At 40.9% G+C, this 24,419-nt stretch carries 17 protein-coding genes; 12 read left to right on the top strand and 5 right to left on the bottom strand.

The features are described from left to right. Window positions 1–119 precede the first annotated feature (119 nt). Window positions 120–1,418: a DUF945 family protein gene (locus E0H77_RS00765; protein ID WP_131374217.1), complete on the top strand. Its 1,299-nt coding sequence runs from the start codon at window positions 120–122 to the stop codon at window positions 1,416–1,418. Between the two features lie 68 nt (window positions 1,419–1,486). Here the strand turns inward: E0H77_RS00765 and rlmKL are convergent, their stop codons facing one another. Next, complete coding sequence (gene rlmKL / locus E0H77_RS00760; RefSeq protein WP_213073551.1) at window positions 1,487–3,688, bottom strand: bifunctional 23S rRNA (guanine(2069)-N(7))-methyltransferase RlmK/23S rRNA (guanine(2445)-N(2))-methyltransferase RlmL; 2,202 nt, start codon at window positions 3,686–3,688, stop codon at window positions 1,487–1,489. 244 nt (window positions 3,689–3,932) lie between these two features. Between rlmKL and E0H77_RS00755 the strand changes: the two genes are divergently transcribed. Next, window positions 3,933–4,949, top strand: coding sequence for an aspartate carbamoyltransferase catalytic subunit (locus E0H77_RS00755; RefSeq protein ID WP_004752983.1), 1,017 nt, complete (start codon window positions 3,933–3,935; stop codon window positions 4,947–4,949). Between the two features lie 11 nt (window positions 4,950–4,960). Then, window positions 4,961–6,199: a dihydroorotase gene (locus tag E0H77_RS00750; RefSeq protein WP_131374213.1), complete on the top strand. Its 1,239-nt coding sequence runs from the start codon at window positions 4,961–4,963 to the stop codon at window positions 6,197–6,199. A 65-nt stretch (window positions 6,200–6,264) separates the two neighbouring features. On the opposite strand, the gene E0H77_RS00745 is transcribed toward E0H77_RS00750, so the two are convergent. Beyond that, window positions 6,265–8,895, bottom strand: coding sequence for a Lon protease family protein (locus E0H77_RS00745; protein WP_131374211.1), 2,631 nt, complete (start codon window positions 8,893–8,895; stop codon window positions 6,265–6,267). A gap of 181 nt (window positions 8,896–9,076) precedes the next feature. Between E0H77_RS00745 and E0H77_RS00740 the strand changes: the two genes are divergently transcribed. The 3 genes from E0H77_RS00740 (at window position 9,077) to rpmE (ending at window position 12,259) form a co-directional block, all read left to right on the top strand. Then, on the top strand, window positions 9,077–11,242 hold the full coding sequence (locus E0H77_RS00740; RefSeq protein WP_171478294.1) for an AmpG family muropeptide MFS transporter: 2,166 nt from the start codon (window positions 9,077–9,079) through the stop codon (window positions 11,240–11,242). 4 nt (window positions 11,243–11,246) lie between these two features. Continuing rightward, window positions 11,247–11,648 (top strand): lactoylglutathione lyase, encoded by a 402-nt coding sequence (gene gloA, locus E0H77_RS00735; protein WP_131313483.1) that lies wholly within the window; start codon window positions 11,247–11,249, stop codon window positions 11,646–11,648. Window positions 11,649–12,031: 383 nt separating this feature from the next. Continuing rightward, window positions 12,032–12,259 carry a 50S ribosomal protein L31 gene (rpmE, locus tag E0H77_RS00730; RefSeq protein WP_004752972.1) on the top strand — a complete coding sequence of 76 codons (228 nt, stop codon included), beginning with the start codon at window positions 12,032–12,034 and terminating at the stop codon, window positions 12,257–12,259. 70 nt (window positions 12,260–12,329) lie between these two features. Here the strand turns inward: rpmE and E0H77_RS00725 are convergent, their stop codons facing one another. From E0H77_RS00725 to epmB, 3 genes are read right to left on the bottom strand one after another with little or no spacing between them, the layout of a single operon-like run. Beyond that, the gene (locus E0H77_RS00725; protein WP_131374207.1) at window positions 12,330–14,426 is read right to left on the bottom strand and encodes an EAL domain-containing protein; all 2,097 of its coding nucleotides are present in this window, start codon (window positions 14,424–14,426) and stop codon (window positions 12,330–12,332) included. Then, window positions 14,423–16,180 carry a GTPase gene (locus E0H77_RS00720; protein WP_131313485.1) on the bottom strand — a complete coding sequence of 586 codons (1,758 nt, stop codon included), beginning with the start codon at window positions 16,178–16,180 and terminating at the stop codon, window positions 14,423–14,425. Before E0H77_RS00720 ends, E0H77_RS00725 begins: the two co-directional genes overlap by 4 nt. 9 nt (window positions 16,181–16,189) lie before the next feature. Further along, on the bottom strand, window positions 16,190–17,206 hold the full coding sequence (gene epmB / locus E0H77_RS00715; protein WP_131374205.1) for an EF-P beta-lysylation protein EpmB: 1,017 nt from the start codon (window positions 17,204–17,206) through the stop codon (window positions 16,190–16,192). 70 nt (window positions 17,207–17,276) lie between these two features. On the opposite strand from epmB, the gene efp reads away from it, so the two are divergent. From efp to E0H77_RS00685, 6 genes are all read left to right on the top strand, one after another. After that, window positions 17,277–17,846 carry an elongation factor P gene (gene efp / locus E0H77_RS00710; protein ID WP_004752965.1) on the top strand — a complete coding sequence of 190 codons (570 nt, stop codon included), beginning with the start codon at window positions 17,277–17,279 and terminating at the stop codon, window positions 17,844–17,846. Between the two features lie 159 nt (window positions 17,847–18,005). After that, entirely contained in the window at window positions 18,006–20,120 is a 2,115-nt protein-coding gene (locus E0H77_RS00705; RefSeq protein ID WP_131374203.1) for a carbon starvation CstA family protein, read from the top strand. Next, window positions 20,120–20,425 carry a YbdD/YjiX family protein gene (locus tag E0H77_RS00700; protein ID WP_171478197.1) on the top strand — a complete coding sequence of 102 codons (306 nt, stop codon included), beginning with the start codon at window positions 20,120–20,122 and terminating at the stop codon, window positions 20,423–20,425. Before E0H77_RS00705 ends, E0H77_RS00700 begins: the two co-directional genes overlap by 1 nt. Window positions 20,426–20,508: 83 nt before the next feature. Continuing rightward, complete coding sequence (locus tag E0H77_RS00695; protein WP_131374201.1) at window positions 20,509–21,462, top strand: AAA family ATPase; 954 nt, start codon at window positions 20,509–20,511, stop codon at window positions 21,460–21,462. Between the two features lie 24 nt (window positions 21,463–21,486). Further along, the gene (locus E0H77_RS00690) at window positions 21,487–22,395 is read left to right on the top strand and encodes a DUF58 domain-containing protein (RefSeq protein WP_131374199.1); all 909 of its coding nucleotides are present in this window, start codon (window positions 21,487–21,489) and stop codon (window positions 22,393–22,395) included. A gap of 3 nt (window positions 22,396–22,398) precedes the next feature. Beyond that, window positions 22,399–24,411, top strand: coding sequence for a transglutaminase TgpA family protein (locus E0H77_RS00685; protein WP_131374197.1), 2,013 nt, complete (start codon window positions 22,399–22,401; stop codon window positions 24,409–24,411). Window positions 24,412–24,419: the final 8 nt, after the last annotated feature.

Below are 24,419 nucleotides of genomic sequence, written 5' to 3'. Positions count from 1 at the left end.
TAAAATATGAATGAAATAAGCATTTTAATGATAATAATTGTATTTTTATAAAAATATCGTATGCTGTGCACACAAACATAATCAAATAAAACTTAAACTCATTTTAGAGAAATTATTTTATGCAAAAGAAAATTATTGCTGTCGCTGTCGGCGGCATTTTTGCGAGTAGCGTTGTCGGTGCAAATTTTTATGCGGATCATCGTTTAAATGACTACTATAACCAGAAACAGGTTGCAGAACATCTACTCATTCAAAAGCAGGATTCCCAAGTAAAAATGGGTTTATGGTCAGGTGATGCGAACTGGTCTTATAAAATTGTTCCAGACCCATGTAAGCCTGAAGATTTTGTCGTGATTAAAGGTGTTGACCATATTAAGCGCTCTTGGAATGGCTACCATATCCAGTCGGATGTCAACTTTGACTTAAAAGGAAAAGATGCTGCGACATATCAGTGGTTACTTAAAAATCAATCTTTTATGAAGCTGGATTCTCATCTGAATTGGTTTGGTACAGTCAATGTGAAAGTGACGAGTCCATCAGTTGATCAGCAAAAAGAAGATTTCCAGATTGTTTGGAATGGCATCAATGGAACACTGAAACTCAAAAAAGAAAATGGAAAATATCGTCTAACGCAAGCCGATTTAAAAATGCCTGGTTTTACTATGCGAAATGGCAATAATTATATGAGTTTGCAAAGCATGCGATTCAAGGCAGATCAGGGTTTTCTGGGGCAGGAGTTGAATTCTGGAAAAACTGAATTTTCCATCCAGAAAATGATTTTATTGGATCAGACCTCACGACTTAAAAAGAATGTTGAATTGGACAAATTGCAATTGACGACAGAGGCAGATGTTCAAGAAAAAGAAACCTCAGTTAAAGCGAACTGGTCAATTGAGCAGATGCAAATAGATGATAAAAAACTGAAGAATATTAAACTGAATTTTAATCTGGCAGGGCTTGATACGCTGGCATTACAGGAATTTATTCGGTTAGCTAACAGCAACAATAAAGCCTGTAGTTTTGAAGCACGCCAAGCTCAACAGCAACAGTTAAATCATCAGATGCTCAAAATTGCTGCACATGGTTTTAGTTATGAGTCCAAAGCTAACCAAATTGAGTTGGGTCAGTCAAAACTCACGGCGGATTTACAAGGTAAACTGATAGCCAACCAGTATGCAGATATGCAAGAGTTTCGTACCAAAGCACCTCTGTCTACACAGTTCCAAGCCAATGCCAGTATGGATAAACAATTCTTACGCAATATGATGAACTTGTCAGGGAAAATGCCTTCAGGAGTGTCAGATCAAGATTATGATCGCGCTTTACCGCAAATGGTACAAATGGCGCATGGCAAGATCAATGGTGGTAAAATTGATTTTGCTGTGAAATATGAAAATGGTCAGGTCAGTTACCCTTAACTCAAACGCATCTAAATATAAATAAAAAATGCCAAGCAATTGCTTGGCATTTTTGCTGAAAAAAAGGCTTAGTTTGGAAGATACTGAATTTTCCAAGCGCGGTGAATTTTCTGATTGCGCTTAAAGTCAGGCCCAATTGTATCTTGAGTAATTTCTTCTACAGCAAACATGGCTTCGATTTCTTCATCAAATTCAAAACCACGGAAGTTGTTTGAGAAATACAAAGTTCCTTCAGTGCTTAAGCGGTTCATGGCGCGTTTGATTAAAGACACATGGTCACGTTGTACATCAAATGTGCCATAAAACTTTTTCGAGTTGGAGAAGGTTGGTGGGTCAATGAAAATCATGTCATATTGCTCATGACCTTCTTTGAGCCACTCGAAACAGTCGCTGGTGTAGAACATATGTTGTTCATCTGCATGGTCAACAGTTAAACCATTTAATACGAAGTTTTCTTTTGACCAGTTAATGTACGTATTGGACAAATCGACACTGGTGGTGCTAGCTGCACCGCCAAGTGCTGCATGCAAACTCGCTGTAGAGGTATAGCTGTACAGATTTAAGAAGTGCTTGCCTTTGGCTTCTCGGGCAATACGTAAACGCATTTGACGGTGATCGAGAAACAAGCCCGTATCTAGATAATCCGTCAGGTTGACCAAAATTTTGGCTTTACCTTCTTGCACAATAAAACGTTTTGATGCGGTGCTTTGTTTGGAGTACTGGGTTTTACCTTCCTGACGCGCACGAGTTTTAATGAAAATCGCATCGCGGCTTAAACCTGTTACAGCACGAATGGCAGCAAGGGCAAGGTTAAAGCGTTTTTTGGCTTTTTCAGGATCAATTTTTTTCGGTGGTGCATATTCCTGCACATGCAGGCGATCACCATAAACATCAATCGCCACATTAAAATCAGGCAAGTCGGCATCGTAAAGACGTAAGCAATAGATATTTTCGCTAGTTGCCCATTTTTTCAATGCTTGCATATTTTTTTGCAAACGATTGGCAAAATCCTGCGCGCCTTCAATTTCTTCAAATGGTTGTGGCTGCCAAGTGGCAAGAAACGGCTGTGTATGGACTTGCGGTTTAATTTGTCCCAAACGAATGTAAATTGGTAATTTACCATTCATTAAACGCAATGTTTCAGGTTCACTGAATGCCAATACATCGGCTTGTTCGATTTGAGAGGCAATAACAGCTGCGAACTGATTTGGGAAGTTTTCCTGTAATTTTGCCGATAAACCGAGATATAAAGCACGGTTAGAAGCTTTCTCACCTAAACGCTCACCGTATGGTGGGTTGGTGACAATAAAAGCAGACTTTGTGCGGTCAAACTCTGGCCAATCAGCAAGAGTACGTTCTTCAATTTGAATGGCATCCAGTAGTTTTTCAAAACCTGCTGCCATGATGTTTTGACGAGTCGCTTTAACCGCTTCCCAGTCTGCATCGAAAGCATAAAACATCGGTAATGGGTGCTCTAATGCGGTTTCATGGCGTTGTGCTGCTTCTGCTTTAATGCCCATCCACAATTCACTATCATGTCCATGCCACCCGTTGAAGCCAAAACGACGCACTAAGCCAGGGGCGCGGTCGGTCAAAATCATCAGCGCTTCAATAATGAACGTACCTGAACCACACATTGGGTCAAGGAAAATTTCAGGGCGGCGCTGCGCTAACTTCGCTTTATTTAAGATCGCTGCTGCCAAGTTTTCTTTAATTGGCGCGTCAGTCATATGGTGGCGGTAGCCACGTTTATGCAGTGAGTCACCAGATAAGTCGAGGCAGTAAGTATGCTCAGTTTTACCTGCCAAAATGTAAAGGGTAATTTCAGGTTGCTTAGTATCAATACTTGGGCGGCGGCCCACAGCTTCCATAAAGCTGTCAACAACGCCATCTTTGGCGCGCAACGTGGCAAACTGAGTATTAACCTTAATTTCACGTTCAGCATGCAAACGGATGGCAAAGGTGCTTTGTGGTGCAAAAATCAGAGACCAGTCAAAACTGATGGCACCTTCATAGAGTTCTTCGGCAACATCACGCGCATCGTGGCTGTGTTCAAGTTCGTAAGTATGAATCGGCATGAGTACACGTGAAGCCAGGCGTGACCACATGCAAATACGGTAGGCGTGTTCTAGTGTGCCTTTGAAAATTAAGCGTCCAGCCAGACGCTCAATGTGCTGAACCCCTAACTCTTGTAATTCTTCTTGGAGTAAGGTTTCAAGTCCATCTGCACAGGTAACCCAATATGTAGAAAGACGAGGTGTCGAAGTCATGTAAATTTCCAAAAGCAGTAAAGCAAACGACTATTTTAGCGTATTTTTTACAGGAAAACTTGTGGATTAAAATGCAAGCTCAGATTTTTTAAAATGCAGTATCTAAATTGGCTATATGACAGGATTTATTTATTCCAGACGCATTTTTTCTGGTAGAGAAAAATTCCAATTGCTGAAAACTTCAACTGCGAGATTAATAAAATTATCTGTATAATGCGTTAACTTAATGTACAAGGAATCTCTCATGCATTTGGCTGCATTGCATACTCCGAGTCAGATTCAACTCAATGAACATGGCAATCTTAAGCATTTCTTGACCATCGAAGGTCTTTCCAAACAGACCCTCACCAAAATTCTTGATACAGCGCAAACCTTTATCAACGAAAATAATCAACTGATTACCTCGCCACTCCTTGAAGGGCGCACGGTAATGAATCTTTTTTTCGAGAATTCGACTCGTACCCGTACCACTTTTGAAGCGGCGGCAAAACGTCTTTCTGCGAATGTACTGAATATTGATATTGCACGTTCAAGTACCTCAAAAGGTGAAACCCTGCGAGATACATTGTGGAATCTTGAAGCAATGGCGGCTGATATTTTTGTCGTGCGCCATTCTTCTTCAGGTGCAGCGCATTTTATTGCTAAAGATGTTTGTCCAAATGTCGCCATTATTAATGCTGGTGATGGTCGTCATGCGCATCCGACACAAGCGATGCTGGATATGTTGACCATCCGCCGCGAAACCAAAAAGCCTTTTGAAGCATTAAGCGTGGCGATTATTGGCGATATTAAACATTCACGTGTAGCGCGTTCCGATGTTGCGGCTTTACAGACATTGGGTTGTAAAGATATCCGTGTAATTGGGCCAAATACCTTATTACCAATTGGTTTTGAAGAATACGGCAGTGAAGTTCGTTTGTTTAACAATATGGATGAAGGCGTCAAAGACTGTGACGTGATTATTACTTTGCGTATTCAGAATGAACGGATTGATTCGCCTGCACTGGCATCGCAATCTGAATTTCACAAAATGTACGGCCTGAATGAAACACGTCTGGCGTTAGCCAAGCCTGATTGCATCGTGATGCACCCAGGACCAATGAACCGTGGTGTTGAAATTGCATCAAGCATTGCCGATGGTTCACAGTCGGTGATTTTGCATCAGGTGACCAACGGAATTGCCGTGCGTATGGCGGTGTTGGCACTGGCAATGCAAGGTCAGTTGCAAGACAAGGGTTTAATTGAAGCAATTTCGGCATAAGGGCGAGACACATGAGTCGTGTAAAAATTGAAAATGTACGTGTGTTAGATCCAGTTCAACAAATAGACCGCATCGAAACCATTTATTTAGATCAGGGCAAACGCGTTGCAGAATTGACAGAAGTTGATCAAGTGATTAACGGTCAGGGCAAATGGCTCATGCCAAGTATGGTGGATTTGTGTGCGCGAGTTCGTGAACCAGGTCAGCAACAACATGGCACTCTAAAATCTGAAGGTAAAGCAGCACGTGAAAACGGTATTCTGCATGTGATTACTCCACCAGATTCAAAGCCAATTGTGCAGGACAATGGTGCCTTGATACAGGGCTTGGTCGAAAAAGCTTGGCAAGATGGCAAAATCCATTTGCATATTATTGGCGCACAAACGCAAGGTTTAAATGGTAAACAACCTGCCAATATGGCTGGCTTGAAAAAGGGTGGTTGTAGTGCAGTCACCAACGCCAATGCCGCATTTCAAGATGATGATGTGGTGATTCGCACTTTAGAATACGCCGCAGGTTTGGGCTTAACTGTGGTGTTTTACCCAGAAGAGCATCAGTTGGCGAAAGATGGCTGTGTGCATGAAGGTTTTGTGGCATCGCGTCAAGGCTTGCCAATGATTCCAACCATTGCAGAAACTGTTGCGATTGCCAAATATTTGTTAATGATTGAAGTTACGGGTGTTCGCGCTCACTTCAGCTTACTGTCAAGTGGAGCTTCAGTAGCGTTGATTGCTGCAGCTAAAGCCAAAGGGTTACCTGTCACGGCTGACGTTGCGATGCATCAGCTTCATTTAACCGATACGTTGATTGATGGCTTTAACTCGCTTGCTCACGTGCGTCCACCATTACGTGCAGAACAAGATAAACAGCAACTTCGTGAAGCGGTAAAATCTGGCGTGATTGATGCAATCTGTACGCATCATGAGCCTCTGAGCAGCTCAGCGAAAATGTTACCATTTGCTGAAACTGAGCCAGGCATCAGTGCTTTCGATACCTATGTGGCTTTGGGAACACAACTGGTTCGTGAGGGCTTGTTCACTCCGCTTGAATGGGTTGAGAAAGTCACAGTTACACCTGCTCGTGTCGCAAAAATACTTGAACGCTGGCAGACAGAAGCGGGTTGGGTGCTGGTCGATCCTGAGCTAGAATGGCAAGTGTCTAAAGACAGCATTGTTTCTCAAGGTAAAAATACGCCATTAATCGGGCAGACTTTACAAGGCAAAGTGATTGAAACTTTCTATGTGAAGTAATCCAGTCGGATCTGAAAAATATAAAGCCAGTCAAATGACTGGCTTTATGGTATTCGCTTTAAAGACTATTTGTTTTTTAAAGCCATTTCGACTTCCTGAGTTTCCTCAACGGTAGTTTCTACATCGGCCGATTTGACTTTTTTCTCGTCTTTTTTAGGTTTCTTTTTTTTCTTTTTCTTGGCTTTTTCTTCCTCTTCCTCAATCGTGCCATCTTCGATGGCTTGCCAGTACTCAAGCTGTTCCATCACTGCTGCATAAATTGAATGTTTGCTGTAATTGCCTTTTTTATCCAATTTGCCAACAGGGCGCGCCATGAGAATTTCTAAGGCTTGATCAATAGTGTCAATTGCATGAATATGGAATTGACCTTCATGTACGGCATCAATCACATCTTGACGCAACATTAAATGCTGCATGTTTTGACGTGGAATAATCACACCTTGTTTGCCTGTCAAGCCTTGCAATTTACACGCATCATAGAAGCCTTCAATTTTGGCATTTACGCCGCCAATCGGCTGTACTTGACCTAACTGGTTCATAGAACCCGTAATTGCCCAAGATTGATCAATCGGTAACTGGCTAATCGCAGAAATAAGGGCAGACAGCTCTGCAACCGTAGCACTGTCACCATCAACCTGCCCATAACTTTGTTCAAATGCCAGCGCAGCTGAGAAATGCAGAATCTGTTCACGACCAAAGTGTGCTTTTAAGAAACTCGACATCAACAGCACGCCTTTAGCATGCAAAGAACCACCGAGTTCGACACTGCGTTCAATATCGAGAATGTCACCACCGCCTTGATAAACTGAAGCAGTCAAGCGAGAAGGTAAGCCAAATTCAACATCGGCATAATGAATCACCGAAAGTGCATTAATTTGTCCTAAGCGATAACTCTGGGTTTCAATCAGTTGTGTGCCACGAGAAAGGTCTTGCCAATATAATTCTCTTAAATAGCCTAAGCGATACTGGCGATGTTGCAAAGCTGTATTGATATGCTTATCTGTCACCATTTTATCACCCGCTTGAAAAGCGTGATGATGAGATTCTCGAATTAAATCTCCCAAAGTCGAAGCATGCAAAGACAATGAGCTTTGATCTTCAGCTTGGCGACTTGAATCTGTCAAAAGTGCTGCAAGCGCACTACGGTCAAACGGTAACAGTTTATCTGCCTGAACATAGTCTGCAATCAGGTGCATATAGGCTTGTTCATTGCTTTCATTGCGCTGTAGTGTGTCGGTAAAGTCAGCGCGAATCTTAAACACACTTCCAAGCTCTGGCTCGAGTTCTAAAATTTCATAATAAATTTCAGGTTCAGCCAGTAAGACGACTTTCAGCTGTAGTGGAATAGATGCAGGTTCAATCGAAATGCTACCTGTTAAAGTCAGCATGTGCTCCAAAGATGACAGTTTAAGTTGCCCCGATTTCAAGGCACGTTTCAGACCTTGCCATGCATACGGTTGCTCAAGCAGTTGCTCCGCTTCAAGCATTAAAAAGCCGCCATTGGCACGGTGCAATGCACCTGCACGGATTAAAGTAAAATCGGTGGTAATGGTGCCATTTTGGGTGAGTTGTTCTACATGACCCAACAGGTTGTAGTGGGTTGGAAAATCTTCAAAAATGACGGGTGCGCCACTGTTTGGCGTGTTGCTCACAAGCACATTGGCTTGGTAACGTGCAGGAATACGACTAAACAGAGCAGGAGAGAAGTCTTCCTCATCCTGATCCAGAATCATTTCAACATTATTAATAATATCGTTAGCGTATGATTTAAGGAATTGCTCTAAACCTTGAATATTTTGGAATTTATTCAAAATCAAATCAATGCGAGGCATGACCACTTGTTTGGCAATATCACGGTTTAGGTCAGATACTTGATCGCGAGCATCATCTTCCAGATCACCCAAGTGTAGCCCTAAACGCTCCAGTTTTTTGTTCATGTAGCGCATGTTGGTTGCAATTTCAGCGCGTTCTTTGCTACTTAATGCATCAAGATCATCTGGTGACATTTCTTGCAATACATCATCTTTTAGATGGACAGGAACAAAAGTGTGCTGTTCGTTGCGAGAAATGAGTTTTAGGTCGAAATCTTGAGCTTCTTTGGTCAATTCGACCAGTGCAAGTTGCTGTTCTTCCCCAGTTTCCTGACGAATCTGTTCAATACGGTTGTGGTAGGTTTCTGCACTAAAACGTCGTTCAAGTTGCTTTAAAATGGTTTGCCATGCTTGATGCAACGCATTTTGAAATTTATTACCTTGTCCAGCAGGAAAACATAAAGCAATTGGTTGACGTGGGGTTTGAAAATTATTGACATAGACCCAGTCATTTGGTGTGGGCATGGTTTTAGCGTGTTGTTTGAGTAAACGCTTGATCATAGTGCGTTTACCTAAACCTGCCGTACCCACCGCAAAAATATTATAGCCAGCGTAAGGTAAAGCAATTCCTGCTTCAACAGAAGCGCGGGCACGGTCTTGCCCTAAAAAGTTATTGAGCGGTTTGATACGTTTGGTCGATGCGGGAATTTTTTCCCAGTCGGGAATGTGGGTCAGTTGTTCTGGTTTTAACTCGGTTTGTTTTAGTGTTTGTTGTATTTCGGGTTGATCAAATGCAGAGATGGGAGCGTCCTTGTGGAGTTGTTTGCTTCTAGTGAGTTGATTTGCAGAAAGTACAGAATTCATTTGATCGAGTCTTTGGGTCACGGTTTTTAAATCCACAACAAATGTTGATTGGCAATTTAAAGGTATACAGGTTTGCCTATAAAGATCAAGCAGCATAGATAAATTAACATGAAAAAAGCAATATTCTCATGCTTTCAGGTTGCAACATTTGACCGAAAGGTTTCAAATAGCAGTTTTAAATCTTATGGAAAACCGCAGCGCAATGACCTCACAAAGCCAAGACTGGACACACGCCTTTCGTGCTTTTTTAGATCGCCGTGCCTTGATTATGCTGTTTCTGGGATTTTCTGCGGGAATTCCGATTTTACTTATTTTTTCTAGCTTATCTTTATGGTTGGGTGAGGCTGGTATTGATAAAAGTGCCGTGACATTTTTTAGCTGGGCAGCATTAGGCTACTCCTTTAAATTTGTTTGGGCACCACTCATTGATGAGTTACCTGTGCCTGTATTAACCAAAGCCTTGGGGCATCGCCGAGGCTGGTTGCTGGTTGCTCAATGTCTGATTATCTGTGCGATTAGCATTATGGCATTTTCTGATCCATCTCTGGGTCAAAGCTATTTAATTCAGATGGCAGTTGGAGCGGTTCTTCTCGGCTTTTCTGCTGCAACACAAGATATTGTCATAGATGCGTATCGAATTGAACTGGCTGACACTGAAATGCAAACCGTTTTGGCTGCAACTTACAATGCAGGTTATCGCATTGGGATGATTGTTGCAGGGGCTGGTGCCTTGTTTTTAGCAGCGTCGTTAGGTACATCGAAAGGTAATTATATTTATACAGCATGGAAATATACTTATTTGGCAATGGCAGCCGTCATGTTGGTCGGTATTATCACGACATTGATGATTCGTGAGCCGAAAGTAAAGCGAGTCTCCAAAAATTATCAGCGTCAGGATTATTTTCGTCTGGTTTGTGTTTTCTTTTTGGCTGTGATCAGTTTTGTTGTGAGCTATGTTTTTTCAAATGATCTGATTGTGGCACTTGAGAAAAGCTGGAAAATTCAAGACAGCTTTTTGTTATTTTGCTTTGAAGCCGTTCGCTTTTTAGGCTCAGGTGCTATCGCTTTATTGATTGGTACGGTGCTTGTCAAAGCTGGTGTAGTCAACCGCCAGATGGCAATGGATACTTGGGTCAGCCCGATTCAGGACTTTTTTCAGCGCTACGGGGTGAAATTAGCCTTATTTTTATTGCTGTTGATTGGTTTTTACCGTATTTCAGACATTATTGCTGGCGTAATTTCTAATGTGTTTTATCAAGATCTGAACTTTAGTAAGCAGCAAATTGCCGAAGCTGTGAAAGTTTATGGCGTAATTTTCTCTTTATTTGGCGGTTTCTGTGGTGGTTTGCTGGCACAGCGCATGAATATTATGAAACTGATGTTTGTGGGCGCCGTATTTGCGAGTACCACAAACCTTATTTTCATCGGCTTGGTCAAATCAGGGCAACCACTTGGGCAGGTTGAACTCACCGTGGGGCAGCAGCATTACCGTGTTCAGCCTGATGATGTCGGGTACTGGTCGGTTAAAGTACCAAATCAGGTTCTTATGCAGGCTCAACATATTCAGGTACAAGCACAATATACCGATCAGGCAAATTCTAAAGCTAAATTTAGTTTGCCGTATTTAAAAACAAAGGCACAGCCACAAATCCAGTTTTTACCAGTAACCAGTGACAATCAAATTTCTACGCAAGAGCAACAGCAAAGTATTGCAGTCAAAGGGCAACTTGCTGGTGTGAAAAAAGATCAATTACAAGCTGATGCGCCTGTCACGATTCAGCTTGATGGACAGAGTTACCCTGCCAAACTTGATGATACTGGCGTATTTAGCACAGCGATTGATGGTGCTGTACTAGCAAAATCGACCTCTAAACAATTGACAGCGCAGCTTAATTTTATTCATGCTCCAGCACAAACTGTACAGGCACAGCAGCGCTATACACTGGGTGGCTCTATTGCTGCACAACAGTTGGATGTTGATTTGCAGCCGTTGAATGCGGTGCAGCAAGATCAAACAGTGACAGAAATTAAAGGTAAGGTGATTAAACCTTATAGTAAATTATGGTTATATTTTGCGATTGTGGTCGATAATTTGGCTTCAGGTTTGGCAGGAGCTGCGTTTATCGCATTTTTATCGAGCCTGACCAGTGTATCTTTTACTGCCGTACAATATGCGATTTTCAGTTCACTGATGACTTTAACGCCTAAAATTATGGGTGGATATTCGGGAACTATTGTGACCCATATCGGTTATCCGAAATTTTTCCTCATGACCACCTTAATTGGTATTCCAATTTTATTCTTGGTGGTTTGGGTCGCAAAATTATTAAAAGATCATCAATCCGTAAAAACTTCGCAAGAGGACTAATTTTATGCGCATGTTACATACCATGTTACGTGTAGGCAATTTAGAACGCTCATTGGCATTCTATACTGAAGTGCTGGGTATGACCTTGCTCCGTCGCCGTGATTATGAAGAAGGTCGTTTTACGTTGGCTTTCGTTGGCTATGGTGATGAAGAGCATCATACTGTATTGGAACTCACCCATAACTGGGATACTGAAAGTTACGAGTTAGGCAATGCTTATGGACATATTGCGATTGCCGTTGATGATGCGTATCAAGCCTGTGAAGAGATCAAAGCACGTGGCGGCAAGGTCGTACGTGAAGCTGGACCAATGAAAGGCGGTGTTACCGTAATTGCATTTGTTGAAGATCCAGATGGCTATAAAATCGAGTTGATTCAGCAAGATCAAAACGCACGCAATAATTAAAGCTTGTTGATATTTCACAAATGCTTGCGATGTGAGTCGAGTTCCGAAGACTTATGGTTAACTTCCTTAAATTTTGTTATGAAATTCGACAAGGGAGCGGCTACGGTCTTCGCTTTATGCTTTGTTTAAGTTATTTCATAGATAAGGCAGGTCATAGATAAAATGTCAACAGACCCTAGTAGATACGAATAAAGCATTCGTATCTGTTAGTTTTTTCCTGTATAATATGCCGACTTGTTGAGCTTAGCCCTAACCTAGAGTTTCGGTGAGCCAAAAGAATGGTCTGTAATGGTGTTGACCTGCTTTTTGCATTCCTCATAGTTGTTATGAGAGTGGTCAATTGCGATGACAGCATAACCTTTCTTAACTTAGGAGAATCGACCATGCGCGCCGATATTCACCCAAAATACGAAAAATTAGTTGCAACTTGCTCTTGCGGTAACGTAATCGAAACACGTTCAGCTGTTGGTAAAGAAACTCTTTATCTTGACGTATGTTCAGCTTGCCACCCATTCTACACTGGTAAACAAAAGAATGTAGACACTGGTGGTCGTATCGACAAATTCAAACAACGTTTTGCTGGTATGTCTCGTTCTATCAAACGCGACTAATCCGACAGGATGTAAAAAACGGGCGATTCGCCCGTTTTTTTGTGCCTTTTATTCTTAAAAAGACAAGACCTTAGTGGTCTTGTCCATCAATTAAGTGATCAAGTTTCTTCTGGAAATAATCACCTTGCAGGTAGCGCACATCAATATTCCACGCATTTGCAAAGCTATTCATATTGTTGAGCATAGGTAGAATCATATCGGCTTCAGCAATTTCTTTGTATTTTTGAACCTGCAATTGCAACTCTGTCAGTTCTTTATCATCATTTAAACTATCGGTTAGTTTTGAATCTAAACGATATAGGTCGATGTCATCGCGTGATAGCAGGCTTGTGCTGGTATTATCTACACCAAAGTGACGTACAGAAATCAATGCACCTTGAATACGAAGCTGTTGCAATACAGGTGTAACTCGCTCTGCATGCTGGATAATATCTAGGGCTGAAAATTGTAGGATTAACGGGTGGTTTCGCGTGTTACGAATAATTGAGAACAGTTTTTCAATCAAATTAACAATCTGTTGATCATGCAACAATACATGAATGTTCAAGTTGATGATCAGCTTGCTATTTGGGTATTGTGTAATGAAATTATAGAGTTGTTTGGACGCTTCAACCAAAATCCAGCGATCTAGTTTTACCGCAAGTTCTACATCGCTATTTAATTCAGTTAAATCTTCAAGAGCTAACCATTGTTTGTCAAAAATCACACCACTGGTGACTTCATAAATATAAGGTTCAGTATCTTGTTTGTCATAAAGCTGCTGATATTTAAGATGTATGGTATTTTGCTCAATTGCGCGGTGTAATTCGGTCAGCAACATATGCTCACGATCCAACTGAGCACCTAACATCAACGTAGCTGGTGCTTCTTCACTGTCAAAACCAGAGAACTTAATTTCATGAGCTTTGGCTTTTTCATGCTGTAATGGGTGTGATAAGCCTTGAGTAATGAGAAAATCAAATTGCTCCTGACTTTGTATTGCACCTTCAATCTCACTATAGCCAACCGTAAACTGTACCGAATAATTTTCTGAATCGAATTCGAGCAATTGCGGTTTTAAAAGTGGAGTTAAACCTTGAAGTTTTGAGTGAAGCAGATCTTCGCTAGCTGCCTGACATAAACCGATAAAGAGAGCAGGGGTCACTTTAATGACAGTATTATGGGCATGTTCCTGAATAAATCCTTGTACTGCTTTAAGATATTCGCCTGTTTGTACTTGGTTCAGTTTCGCAATTTGCTCATGAAAGTCAGTCAATAAAAATATAACAACTGCATTTTTATTGGCAGGTTCATTGAGCATTTTTCTGTTGAACTGATCATAAAGGCGAACAGGGTTACTACCTGTTTCAATACTTGTTTTACTAGAATTTGTTTGAGGGCTGTCCGTTTCAATTGAAATTTGTACAGCATCCTGTGAGTTATCTGGTAAAAACTCAACTCGAAGTGCATTGTCTTTTGATTGTGCATTCGGATTGAGAGATTTAATTTCAAAACGTGCCTGATCGAAATTACGCTGCGTAATGCGTTTAAAACGCTGTTTAAATTCTTGGAGTTGTTCGGGTTGTAGCACATCAAGCAGAGGTAATCCGAAAATTTCTTCTTCTTTTTTAAAGCCAAACAAAGTGAGGTACTCAGGATTGGCTTTAATGTGAATTCCTTCTTGAATCACAGCAACAGCTTTATGGGTATCGTGAGCGTGTGTTTGAATATGAGTTTCAGCAATTTCTAGTTCTTTGAGTAAATGTTGCTGCGCTTGTAAAGAGCGACTATAAGACAAAGTACGAACAAGACCAATATAAAAACGATCTGGATAATCGAGGTTAAATAAGTCGTATACGCCTTTGTTAATATAGTTTAAGTATTGTGAGGGCTGATAATCTTCAGGGTTTAACAGCAATAAGGGAAGTTGTGGCTGATTAGAAGCGTGAATCAGCGCCAAAGCCTGTTCAAACTTTAAGTCATAAGCACGTCCAAACAAAACAACATCCCAATGCGTGTGTAACTGCTTCTCAAAACTTTTAATATCATCGAGTAAAAAAGCATCGACCTGATGACCTTTAGATGTCAAGAGATCAACAATTTGATTATAACGGATTTGGTTGTCATCGATAATGAGTAAACGAGTCTTAGTTTGTTTAAGCTTGTTGGATAAAAAAGCATTTCTCATTTTAGACTTTCCCACACGTCTTGTTTTTTAATGGTTTCAGCATGCTGCTGTATATGTTGTTCAAGTATAACCTGTTCATTGTCATTTAATAACTCAAAATCAAATTGTGAAAAGCTTTGGCTAATCAATTTTATCTCATTGAGATAAATTTTAAGCTGTTTATTGCCTAATCGGAGGTTAATCCCTTGTTGCGATTTAAAGGTTTGATGCCCAGGTACAACAAGTGAAAGATGAGTTTTGTTGAGTACTTGATTACTGAGTAAAATAGCGGGGTGGTAAAGTACAGTGTTGCGGTCAGCACTCAGCTGTACTGCACAGGGAGTTAAGTCTTGAGACAGAATCTCTATACCAAATTCGAGGTGTTTGGGAGATGCTTGTTTTAACCAGCGAATGACCCCACCACGCCAAGGAGTTTGAGCATTTTCCTGTACTAGAATAAATTCACCTGCACGGAGCTGTTTTGGAACATCGCCTGTCCAACGAATGCGATATCCATTAATGCTGATATCCATAATAGTACAGGTATGAATTTGCTTCGCTTCTGGATCAAGTACTGCATACAATGATTTGTTGTTCGATGTTACAGGTTCATCGTTCCAGCCCGATAGGAATTTAGAGTTGTTTTGCTGTAGATGAACTTTGCTGACTAACTGTAAAGTATTCTCAAAATGAGTTGCATGTGACAAATAATAATGAGCACTTTGTAAACCAAAAGCCAGCTGAATGGTTGCAACATAATCATAGCGCTCATAACGACGTTCAGGGATGTTGTTCAGGACATTTTGAACGTGGAAGATAAGTGATGCGCTTAAATAATGCTTCTCTGTGGGTGAAATATGTTTATTTTGCGGTAAATTGGCAAGATTAATATGCTCAAGTAATGCTTGCGTTTCAATAAAGTAGCAGTCATTCCCTTTTTTTAACTGTGTATTATTCAACACGGGAGGGAAGTCTTTATTGGGGTCAATAATATAGCGAGAGGTTGGGGATTCTTTATCCGTAATTTGAATTAGTTGTACCCATTGATACGAACATTGAAATAAGGCTTGAATTTCTATTGGACGAATCTGATGAGTATTTAAAATATCCAGTAAATTGATCTGATTATAGAGTTGGTAAATATTACTGAGTTGATGAATAGAACCATGCAGATAATTAATATCTTCAAGGTGAAAATCATGATATTCAGCCAGTATAAAAAGCTGATGTCCGATTCGCCATTGACCCACTAAACTGCTTTTATAAAGAACTTGTTGTTGAAATTTTAGTAGGCTTAATTGTTGTAAAGCATAATAGGTGCTCAGACTACGAACATCTTGTAATTGTTTTTTTTGTCGAAAGGCAAATAAAGAAAACTGCTTGGAAGTGAGTTCGGTGTGAGATTGAAAGGCAATATGAATATAAGTACGCGCAATATAACAGCGGAATTGTTGAGCAAGCTCTACAATCGATTCATTGTGATTCATAACCGATGAAACATCGCTGAGAAAATATTTCTCTAATGTTCCAAGAACTTGCTCTAAAGACAAATGTAGGCTTTGAATTAAATCAAAACGCAAAGATTCTTCACATTTAAGCTCTAAAATTTCAATGACAGCATTCAACAGAGATTTTGATGAATCACCTAAATGCACGGATGGCAAATGCAAAAGCCATTCTTGGATGCCTTTTACACTCGCTGCACAAAAACTTAATTCAGTCCGATATTGTTCAATCGGCGCTGTAAAAAAGTCACTTTGATTGATTGTTGTCATACGTCACCACTAAAAAATAGGCGTTCCATATAAAGGCGTTTTATTGTTTTCTCCCGCAATTTCCCTAACCAATTTGGGGACTAGATATCCAGGTAGTCTCGCGAGTAGTTCTGTATAAATTTGAGTAATCGAGTCAGTTGCCAAATCAAAATGATGAGCACCTTTTACTTTATCTAAAACATGTAAGTAATAAGGCATAACTCGAGCATCTAATAGGCGATAGCTTAATGCTGCAAGTTGTTCGGCAGAATCATTAACTCCTTTTAATAATACCGCTTGATTGAGAACTGTGACTTGTTTTTCAGTTAATCTATGTAACTGCCGCGCTGTATAATCATCAATTTCTGACTCATGGTTAGAGTGTACCACCAGTATAGTATGTAGCCTACTGTTTTTTAATAAGGAAACTAGCTCTTCATCTATCCGGCTTGGAATGACAATCGGTACTCGTGAGTGAATTCGTAGAATTTTTAATTGAGGTAAACTTTCGAGGCGTTCTACCCATGATGCCAGTTTTTGATTGGTCAGTGTCAGTGGGTCTCCACCACTTAAAATGACTTCATTAATATCGGGATGGTCAAGCAGATATTGCCGAATGTTGATCCAGTCTTCATTCTTAGGTAAGTTTTCCTGATAAGGAAAGTGGCGGCGGAAACAGTAACGACAGTGAACTGCACACGCACCTGTTAAAGTCAGTAAGAACCGTGACTGATATTTATGTAAAACACCAGGGAGTTGGTTGGCTTGTTCTTCTCCAAGTGGGTCGGTAACAAAGCCTTCATGTTCTTCTAATTCTAAGTGATGAGGTAAAACTTGTAGTAAAAGTGGATCAAAAGGGTCGGCAACGTTCATTTTTTCAACGAACGCACGAGGAACACGCAATTTAAACTGTTCAGAAGCGAGGATTGCCCCTGATAATAATTGATCTGTTGAGAGCTGTAGCTGCTGAAGTAACTCTTTTGGGTCAGTAATTAGATCACTGAGTTGAGTTTTCCAGTTTTGCTCTTGGTACAAATAGTTTATCATGCCACACGTTAAAAATAATGCTAGTCTAGCATTAATTGATTTAAGTTAGTAAGTTTGGAGTGAGCCAGTCATGGCCAATTATTCTACAAATGAGTTTAAGCAAGGCTTAAAAGTCATGCTTGATAGCAATCCATGTTCGATCATGGAAAATGAATACGTAAAACCAGGTAAGGGTCAAGCCTTTAACCGTGTGAAATTACGTAACCTTAGAACAGGCAAAGTATTAGAAAAAACCTTTAAATCAGGTGACTCTCTAGAAGCGGCTGATATTGTAGAAGTAGAAATGGACTACCTTTACAATGATGGCGAGCTTTGGAACTTTATGGATCCTGTAACATTTGAGCAAATCGCTGCAGATAAAACTGCAATGGGTGATGCTGCAAAATGGTTAAAAGACGATTCAAATGAAAAATGTACGATTATGTTATTTAATGGCGTTCCATTAAACGTAAGTGCACCAAACTTTGTGGTCTTGAAAATCGTTGAAACCGATCCAGGTGTCCGTGGTGATACTTCTGGCGGTGGTGGTAAGCCTGCAAAACTTGAAACTGGCGCAGTTGTTCGTGTACCACTGTTTGTTCAGCAAGAAGAAAGCGTTCGTGTAGACACCCGTACAGGTGAATATTTAGAACGTGCATAATGGCGAATAAATCCGCTATTATTAAAGGGGTGAAAATGTTCACCCCTTTTTTTATGCCAAAGTATTAGATCAAAATAATAATGTGGGGTGTACATTCACAAGGAATTGTAACAATTTACAATAAAGACAAGCACTGTTTTTAAGCAGGCGAGGAAAAGCATGGACAGTTATCAACATCAAAGTAAAAGTTCTTTTACTTCAAAAATCATGTGGATACTGGTGGCGATCATCGGCGCTGTATCTTTTGGAATGTTAGCTCTTCACCGTGGTGAACATATCAATGCTGTATGGCTGGTTTTGGCAGCCCTGTGTGTGTATAGCATTGCTTATCGTTTTTATAGCCTTTATATCGCAAAGAATATTTTTGAACTTGATCCTAAGCGGGTAACACCTGCTTATCGTCTTTCTGACGGTCTGGATTATGTTCCAACCAATAAGTATGTATTGTACGGGCATCATTTTGCTGCTATTGCAGGTGCGGGTCCTTTGGTCGGGCCAATTCTAGCTGCACAAATGGGCTATTTGCCAGGCACAATCTGGTTGTTGGCTGGTGTTGTGTTTGCAGGCGGTGTTCAGGATTTTCTTGTATTGTTTATTTCAGTGCGCCGTGATGGAAAATCACTTGGTGAGATGGCAAAACAAGAGCTTGGCTCATTTGCGGGTATCGTTGTGATGTTGGGTACATTGGGTGTCATGATTATCATTTTGGCAGTCTTGGCACTGGTTGTTGTAAAAGCCTTAACCAATAGTCCGTGGGGGCTGTTCAGTATTGCCATGACCATCCCGATTGCCTTGTTCATGGGCATTTATATGCGTTTTATACGTCCTGGGAAAATTGCCGAAGTATCTGTCATCGGTTTTGTTTTGATGATGATGGCAATTGTCTATGGCGGTGATGTTGCTCAGCATCCATATTGGGGACCAGTTTTTACCTTGACTGGAACACAATTGACTTGGTGTTTGATCACTTATGGTTTTATTGCTTCAGTTTTACCTGTTTGGTTGTTGCTCGCGCCACGTGATTATTTATCCACATTTTTGAAAATTGGGGTGATCGCAGGTTTGGCTGTGGGTATTGTGATTGCAATGCCTGATTTAAAAATGCCAGCAATTACCCATTTTATTGATGGTACAGGTCCAGTCTTTGCAGGTAGTTTGTTTCCATTTCTATTTATTACCATTGCCTGTGGTGCAATTTCTGGGTTTCATGCTTTAGTTGCAAGTGGTACAACTCCGAAACTGATCGAAAATGAAAGTCATATTCGCATGATCGGTTATGGCGGTATGTTGACAGAGTCTTTCGTTGGGATTATGGCACTGATTTGTGCAACGGTAATTGATCCTGGCGTATATTTTGCCATTAACTCGCCAGCGGCTTTGTTAGGGATTGATGTACAAAGTGCCTCAGAAGCAGTTCGTCATCTAGGTTTTGTGGTGACTCCAGAGTCTTTAACCTTGCTGGCACATGAAGTTGGAGAGAAATCAGTTCTATCTCGTGCAGGTGGAGCGCCAACTTTTGCAATTGGTATGGCACATATCTTGTCTGATATTTTTAATAACCGTTCAATGATGGCATTTTGGTATCACTTTGCCATTTTGTTTGAAGCTCTGTTTATTTTAACTGCTGTAGATGCTGGAACGCGCGCTTGTCGCTTCATGGTTCAAGATACAGTAGGGATTGTCATTCCTTCAGTCAAAGCATCACACTCGTTTTTTGGTAATATGATTGGAACCTCTATTGCGGTGGCAGGCTGGGGATACTTTGTCTATCAAGGTGTTGTTGACCCTTTAGGTGGGGTGAATTCACTCTGGCCATTGTTCGGGATTGGTAACCAAATGCTAGCAGCAATGGCATTAACCCTTGGTACCGTGATCCTCTTTAAAATGAAAAAAGAGAAATACGTCTGGGTGACCATTTTGCCGACAGTTTTCTTGGTGGTGACTTCCATGATCGCGGGTTGGCAAAAGATTTTTCACACCAATCCAAAAATCGGCTTTTTGGCACAGGCCAATAAATTTTCTGATGCCATTGCTCGTGGTGAAATCTTAAAACCTGCGAAATCTTTGGCTGAAATGCAGACAATTGTGTTATCCAATCAAATCAATGCGGCATTGTGTGCGTTCTTTATGATTGTGCTTGTGGTCATGATTTTTGCTTCAATTGGAGTTGTGCGCCGTGCGCTAGCAAGTAACAAACCAACTGTGCATGAAGCGCCAGCAGAATATGCTGATGAGGTACCTGCAGCAGCAACTGCCAGAGCTTCGGGAGAATGATGATGAACTTGAAATTTGCTAAACAGGGAACAACGGTTGTGGCAAAAATCATCAAGATGACGATTTTGTCGCAAAAGCATCTGCTACTGTCACCTAAAAACTGGTCTAAAATTGCGATACTTTGGCAGCGGTTACAGCAAAGCTTTCGCCTGATGGTGGGTGTGCCCGATTATGCAACCTATTTGGAGCATATGCGTCAGCATCATCCTGACTTAACGCCAATGGATGTGAAAACGTTTTATCGGTATTGTGTGGATATGCGTTATCCATCGGCTAAATCAGGCATGAAAAAATGTCCATGTTAATCGGTTCAGTTTAATTCTTTGAATGGCTAAACCAAACGGTGTATGTTAAAACATGCACCGTTTTCTATTTTTAGGCAGTATTTATGTGGGAAGTTTATAAAAAACAACAAATTGTAAATGGAACAGATTTTGAACGTCAGCTCGCAGTATTTTTCCCAAAAATTAAACAGTTTTTACTCGAAATTAATCAAATTATTTTAGATAAGTCACAACAAACCGAATTGGCATTAACTGCCTTATTGGCTGGAGGGCATGTTTTGTTTGAGGATTTGCCTGGTTTGGGAAAAACAACCTTGTCCCATGCCTTGGCAAAATTGACAGGTCTAAGTTTTAATCGAATCCAATTTACCAATGATATGCTGGCAAGTGACGTGATTGGGATTAATTTATTTAATCAGAAAATTCAGCAATTTGAGTTTAAGCAAGGCCCGATTTTTACCCAGATTTTACTGGCAGATGAGATTAACCGCAGTAGCCCGAAAACTCAGAGTGCTTTGCTTGAAGCCATGGAAGAGGGAAGTGTGACTTTGGATGCAGTGCATTACCGCTTGCCTCAGCCATTTTGGGTGGTGGCGACTCAAAACCCGTTATTTCAAAGTGGGACGTATGCGTTGCCAGAATCCCAATTAGACCGCTTTTTAATGCGCTTGTCACTAGGCTATCCATCACGGTCTGCTGAACGTGCATTATTGACCGATCCAAGTCGACAGAGTTTATTGTCAGAATTGCCCGAAATTTTTTCTGTACAGGATGTGCTGACATTGCAGCAGTTACGTCAACAGGTTGAAGTCAGTGATGCGGTTTTGGACTATATTTTAGATTTAGCTGAAAAAACCCGCACAGGTCTACAGGGTTTATCCACTCGTGGTGTGATTGCCTTGAAAAATGCAGCACAAGCCTATGCGATGGTGCAGCTAAGAACGTTTACAACTACGGATGATGTTCAGGCAGTTTTTGTGGCTGTAGTCGCACATCGTATTGGTTTAAGCGAGCTAGAAGCACAACAATTGATGCAGCGAGTACCCGTGAGTTATTAATTTTGACTGAGAATGAGATAGCGCATGCGTCAGAAAATTTTAGCGTGGATGAGTCAGCGCTTTCAAATGCAGGCAGAAAAACAACTTAAACAGCGTGATATTTTGGTGTTTTTGCATCGGGATGGCATTTTATATGGTGTGTTGATTGTTTTAACTTTTATTGCAGGCATTAACTATGCCAATAACCTTATACTGAGTTTGTGTTTTTTAGTCAGCGCACTTTTAGCCATGAGTTTTTATTTGGCATTTAAACAACTACATGGTTTAAAAATCGAACTGCTCAGCGATGATGATGTCGGGCAGGTTAATCAACCGTTTATTTTAAGATTACGTTTGCATCAGGCAAAAGCCAGCCCTCGATTCTTGCGTATCGAAATTGAGGAACAAACCTTATATATTCTGATGAAAGACGTCACTCAGGATATTCAGATTAGTTTGCATCCTGAAGAACGTGGGCGTTATATTTTGCCACGTTGTCGTATGATGGCGACGTATCCATTTGGTCTGGTTCGGGCATGGACTTATTTGTATTTTCAACAACAGGTCTGGATTGCACCGCAAGCTGTGCAGATACAGCGTGAGAGTAAATTGAGCCATCAGCATCAACAACAAAATTTGGATGAATTTCATGATCTGCGTAATTATGTCGATGGTGATACTTTACAACGTGTGTCATGGAAACATGTGGCGCGTGATCAAGGCTGGTTTGTGAAACGTTTTGAACAAGAACCCAATGCTCAAATTCAGATGATTGAATATGCCAAAATGCCTAGTGCGATGCATGAAGTCCGCCTTTCGATGATGATGGCACTGGTCGAGCAATGTGAACAAGAAAAACGCCCTTATAGCATGTTGTTGCCTAAAGCAGAGCTAATGGTTGGTTCTGGGATTCGCCAATATCAGCAAGCCAAAAAAATTTTAGCGCAGGCATAAAGCATGAATAAACAAATCCAGTTTTTGCTATTGGGTATGCTGTTAATGATTCTGCTTGCTCAGATTGCGTTTGCTCCTGTCAGTTTGCTAGTTGCATATGCTGTTGTGTGGTTTGTTACATTGCACATGTTTTTGCGTAAACAATCTCTTGTATTGCCTGTGGTATTTCGTAGTGGTTTTATTGTTGTTGGGCTGGCATGTATTTATTTGCAATACCGGACATTTTTGGGTGTTGAAGCTGGCGTTGCTTTCTTGAGTTTGTGTTTGTATGGCAAGGCGTTAGAAAGTAAAAACAAGCGTGATGCTTTGATCAGTTTCAACTTCGCACTTTTTGTATTTGCCAGTTTGTTTTTATATACCCAAGCCTTTTATATGGCAATTCTGGTTTTTCTAGGTGTGGTTGTGTCATTGCTGGGGCTGTATGCCATACAAAAAGCTGACTTCACCGAATATGCTTTACCCAATAAAAAAGAACTTTGGACAGATACCCTACATATTTTTAAGGCAATTTTATTTGCGGTTCCGTTTTTTATCATTTTATTTTTGTTTTTCCCGCGCCTGCCACCACTTTGGTATATTCCGCTACCTGATCAAAATAAAGCAGTTACAGGTGTGAGTGATACTTTATCACTTGGAGATATTGCTGAACTTTCTCAATCGAATGCTTTGGCATTTCGTATAGTCTTGCCTGTTGCAAGTTTGCCACCACGTTCTGAGTTGTATTGGCGAGCGATGGTGCTCGATCATTTTGATGGACAAAAATGGCAGAGTAGTGAAATTAATCAACAATGGCAAGTGGCTGAACAGCAGCAATTGACTCAAATAAAACATCTGAATTACACCTATTTGCAGGCAGATCCTGAACAGCGTTGGGTGATGGGGTTGGAGCATTCGGTTCCAGCAACTCAGCGTTATGTCCTGCGTCAAGATGGCAGTATTGTGTCACGCCGACCTGTGCAATCTACCCAGCCGATTGCATTGACTTGGGTTTCTGCATCGTTGCCTGACACGCCGTTGCCAGAATATGTACGTCAAATTAATCTACAATTACCTGAAACAGATCCTCGCAGTAAGGCATTGGCACAGCAGTTGTATCAGGAAAGTGAGCAGCAACCTGAACGTTATATACAGAATGTACTGAACTGGTATCGTCAGAATAAATTTAGTTATAGCTTAAGCCCAGGAACATTGCAGGGTAATCGGGTCGATCAATTTTTGTTTCAGACGCGAGTCGGGTTTTGTGAACATTTCGCATCAAGTTTTGTGGTACTCATGCGCGCCGCAGGTATTCCTGCACGCGTAGTGGTGGGTTATCAGGGGGGACAGCCAGCACCAGATGATCAGAGTTGGGAAGTTCGTCAACTTGATGCTCATGCATGGACAGAAGTCTGGATGAATCAGCATTGGCAACGTATTGACCCGACTGCGTTAATCGCTCCACAGCGGATTCGTGATGGGATGCAAAATTATCTGACTGAAGGCCGCCAGCAAAATACCTCAGCCTTGCTGAGCACACAGCGTATTTCATGGATGAATCAGTTACGTGTATGGAATGACTATGCGAGTTATCAATGGCAAAGCAAAGTTGTAGGTTATGATGTCGAGCAGCAACGCAGTTGGTTAAAGTCATGGGGAGTTAATTCACAGACGAAATCATTGTGGGTACTGATTGCAACCACCTTAAGTATTTTATTGCTGTATATTGCAGTGATCGTATGGAGAAATCGTCCATATCGAACCCAATATGAAAAGTTAATTTATAAATTTAATCAGAAGCTTGATAAAGATTTACAGAAAATGCCAGAGGAAACTTTTCAAAAATGGATGTTACGGTTGAGTTTACTAACTTTACCTGAACAGCAGCAGATTTTTAGCCAATTAATTAATCTGCAACATCGGCTAATTTTTCAAGAAAAACAGCAGCATAAAGCTGAAATTTGGAAAGAATTTGCTGATTTGCTTAAAGAGTGTTCGATTGTTTTAAAGAAGCGTAGAAAAATCTTGTCAAGTGAATAAAATCTGAA

This window comes from Acinetobacter brisouioides (assembly GCF_004331075.1).
Classification (GTDB): Bacteria; Pseudomonadota; Gammaproteobacteria; order Pseudomonadales; family Moraxellaceae; genus Acinetobacter.
This window is presented reverse-complemented; position numbering and strand designations above follow the sequence as displayed.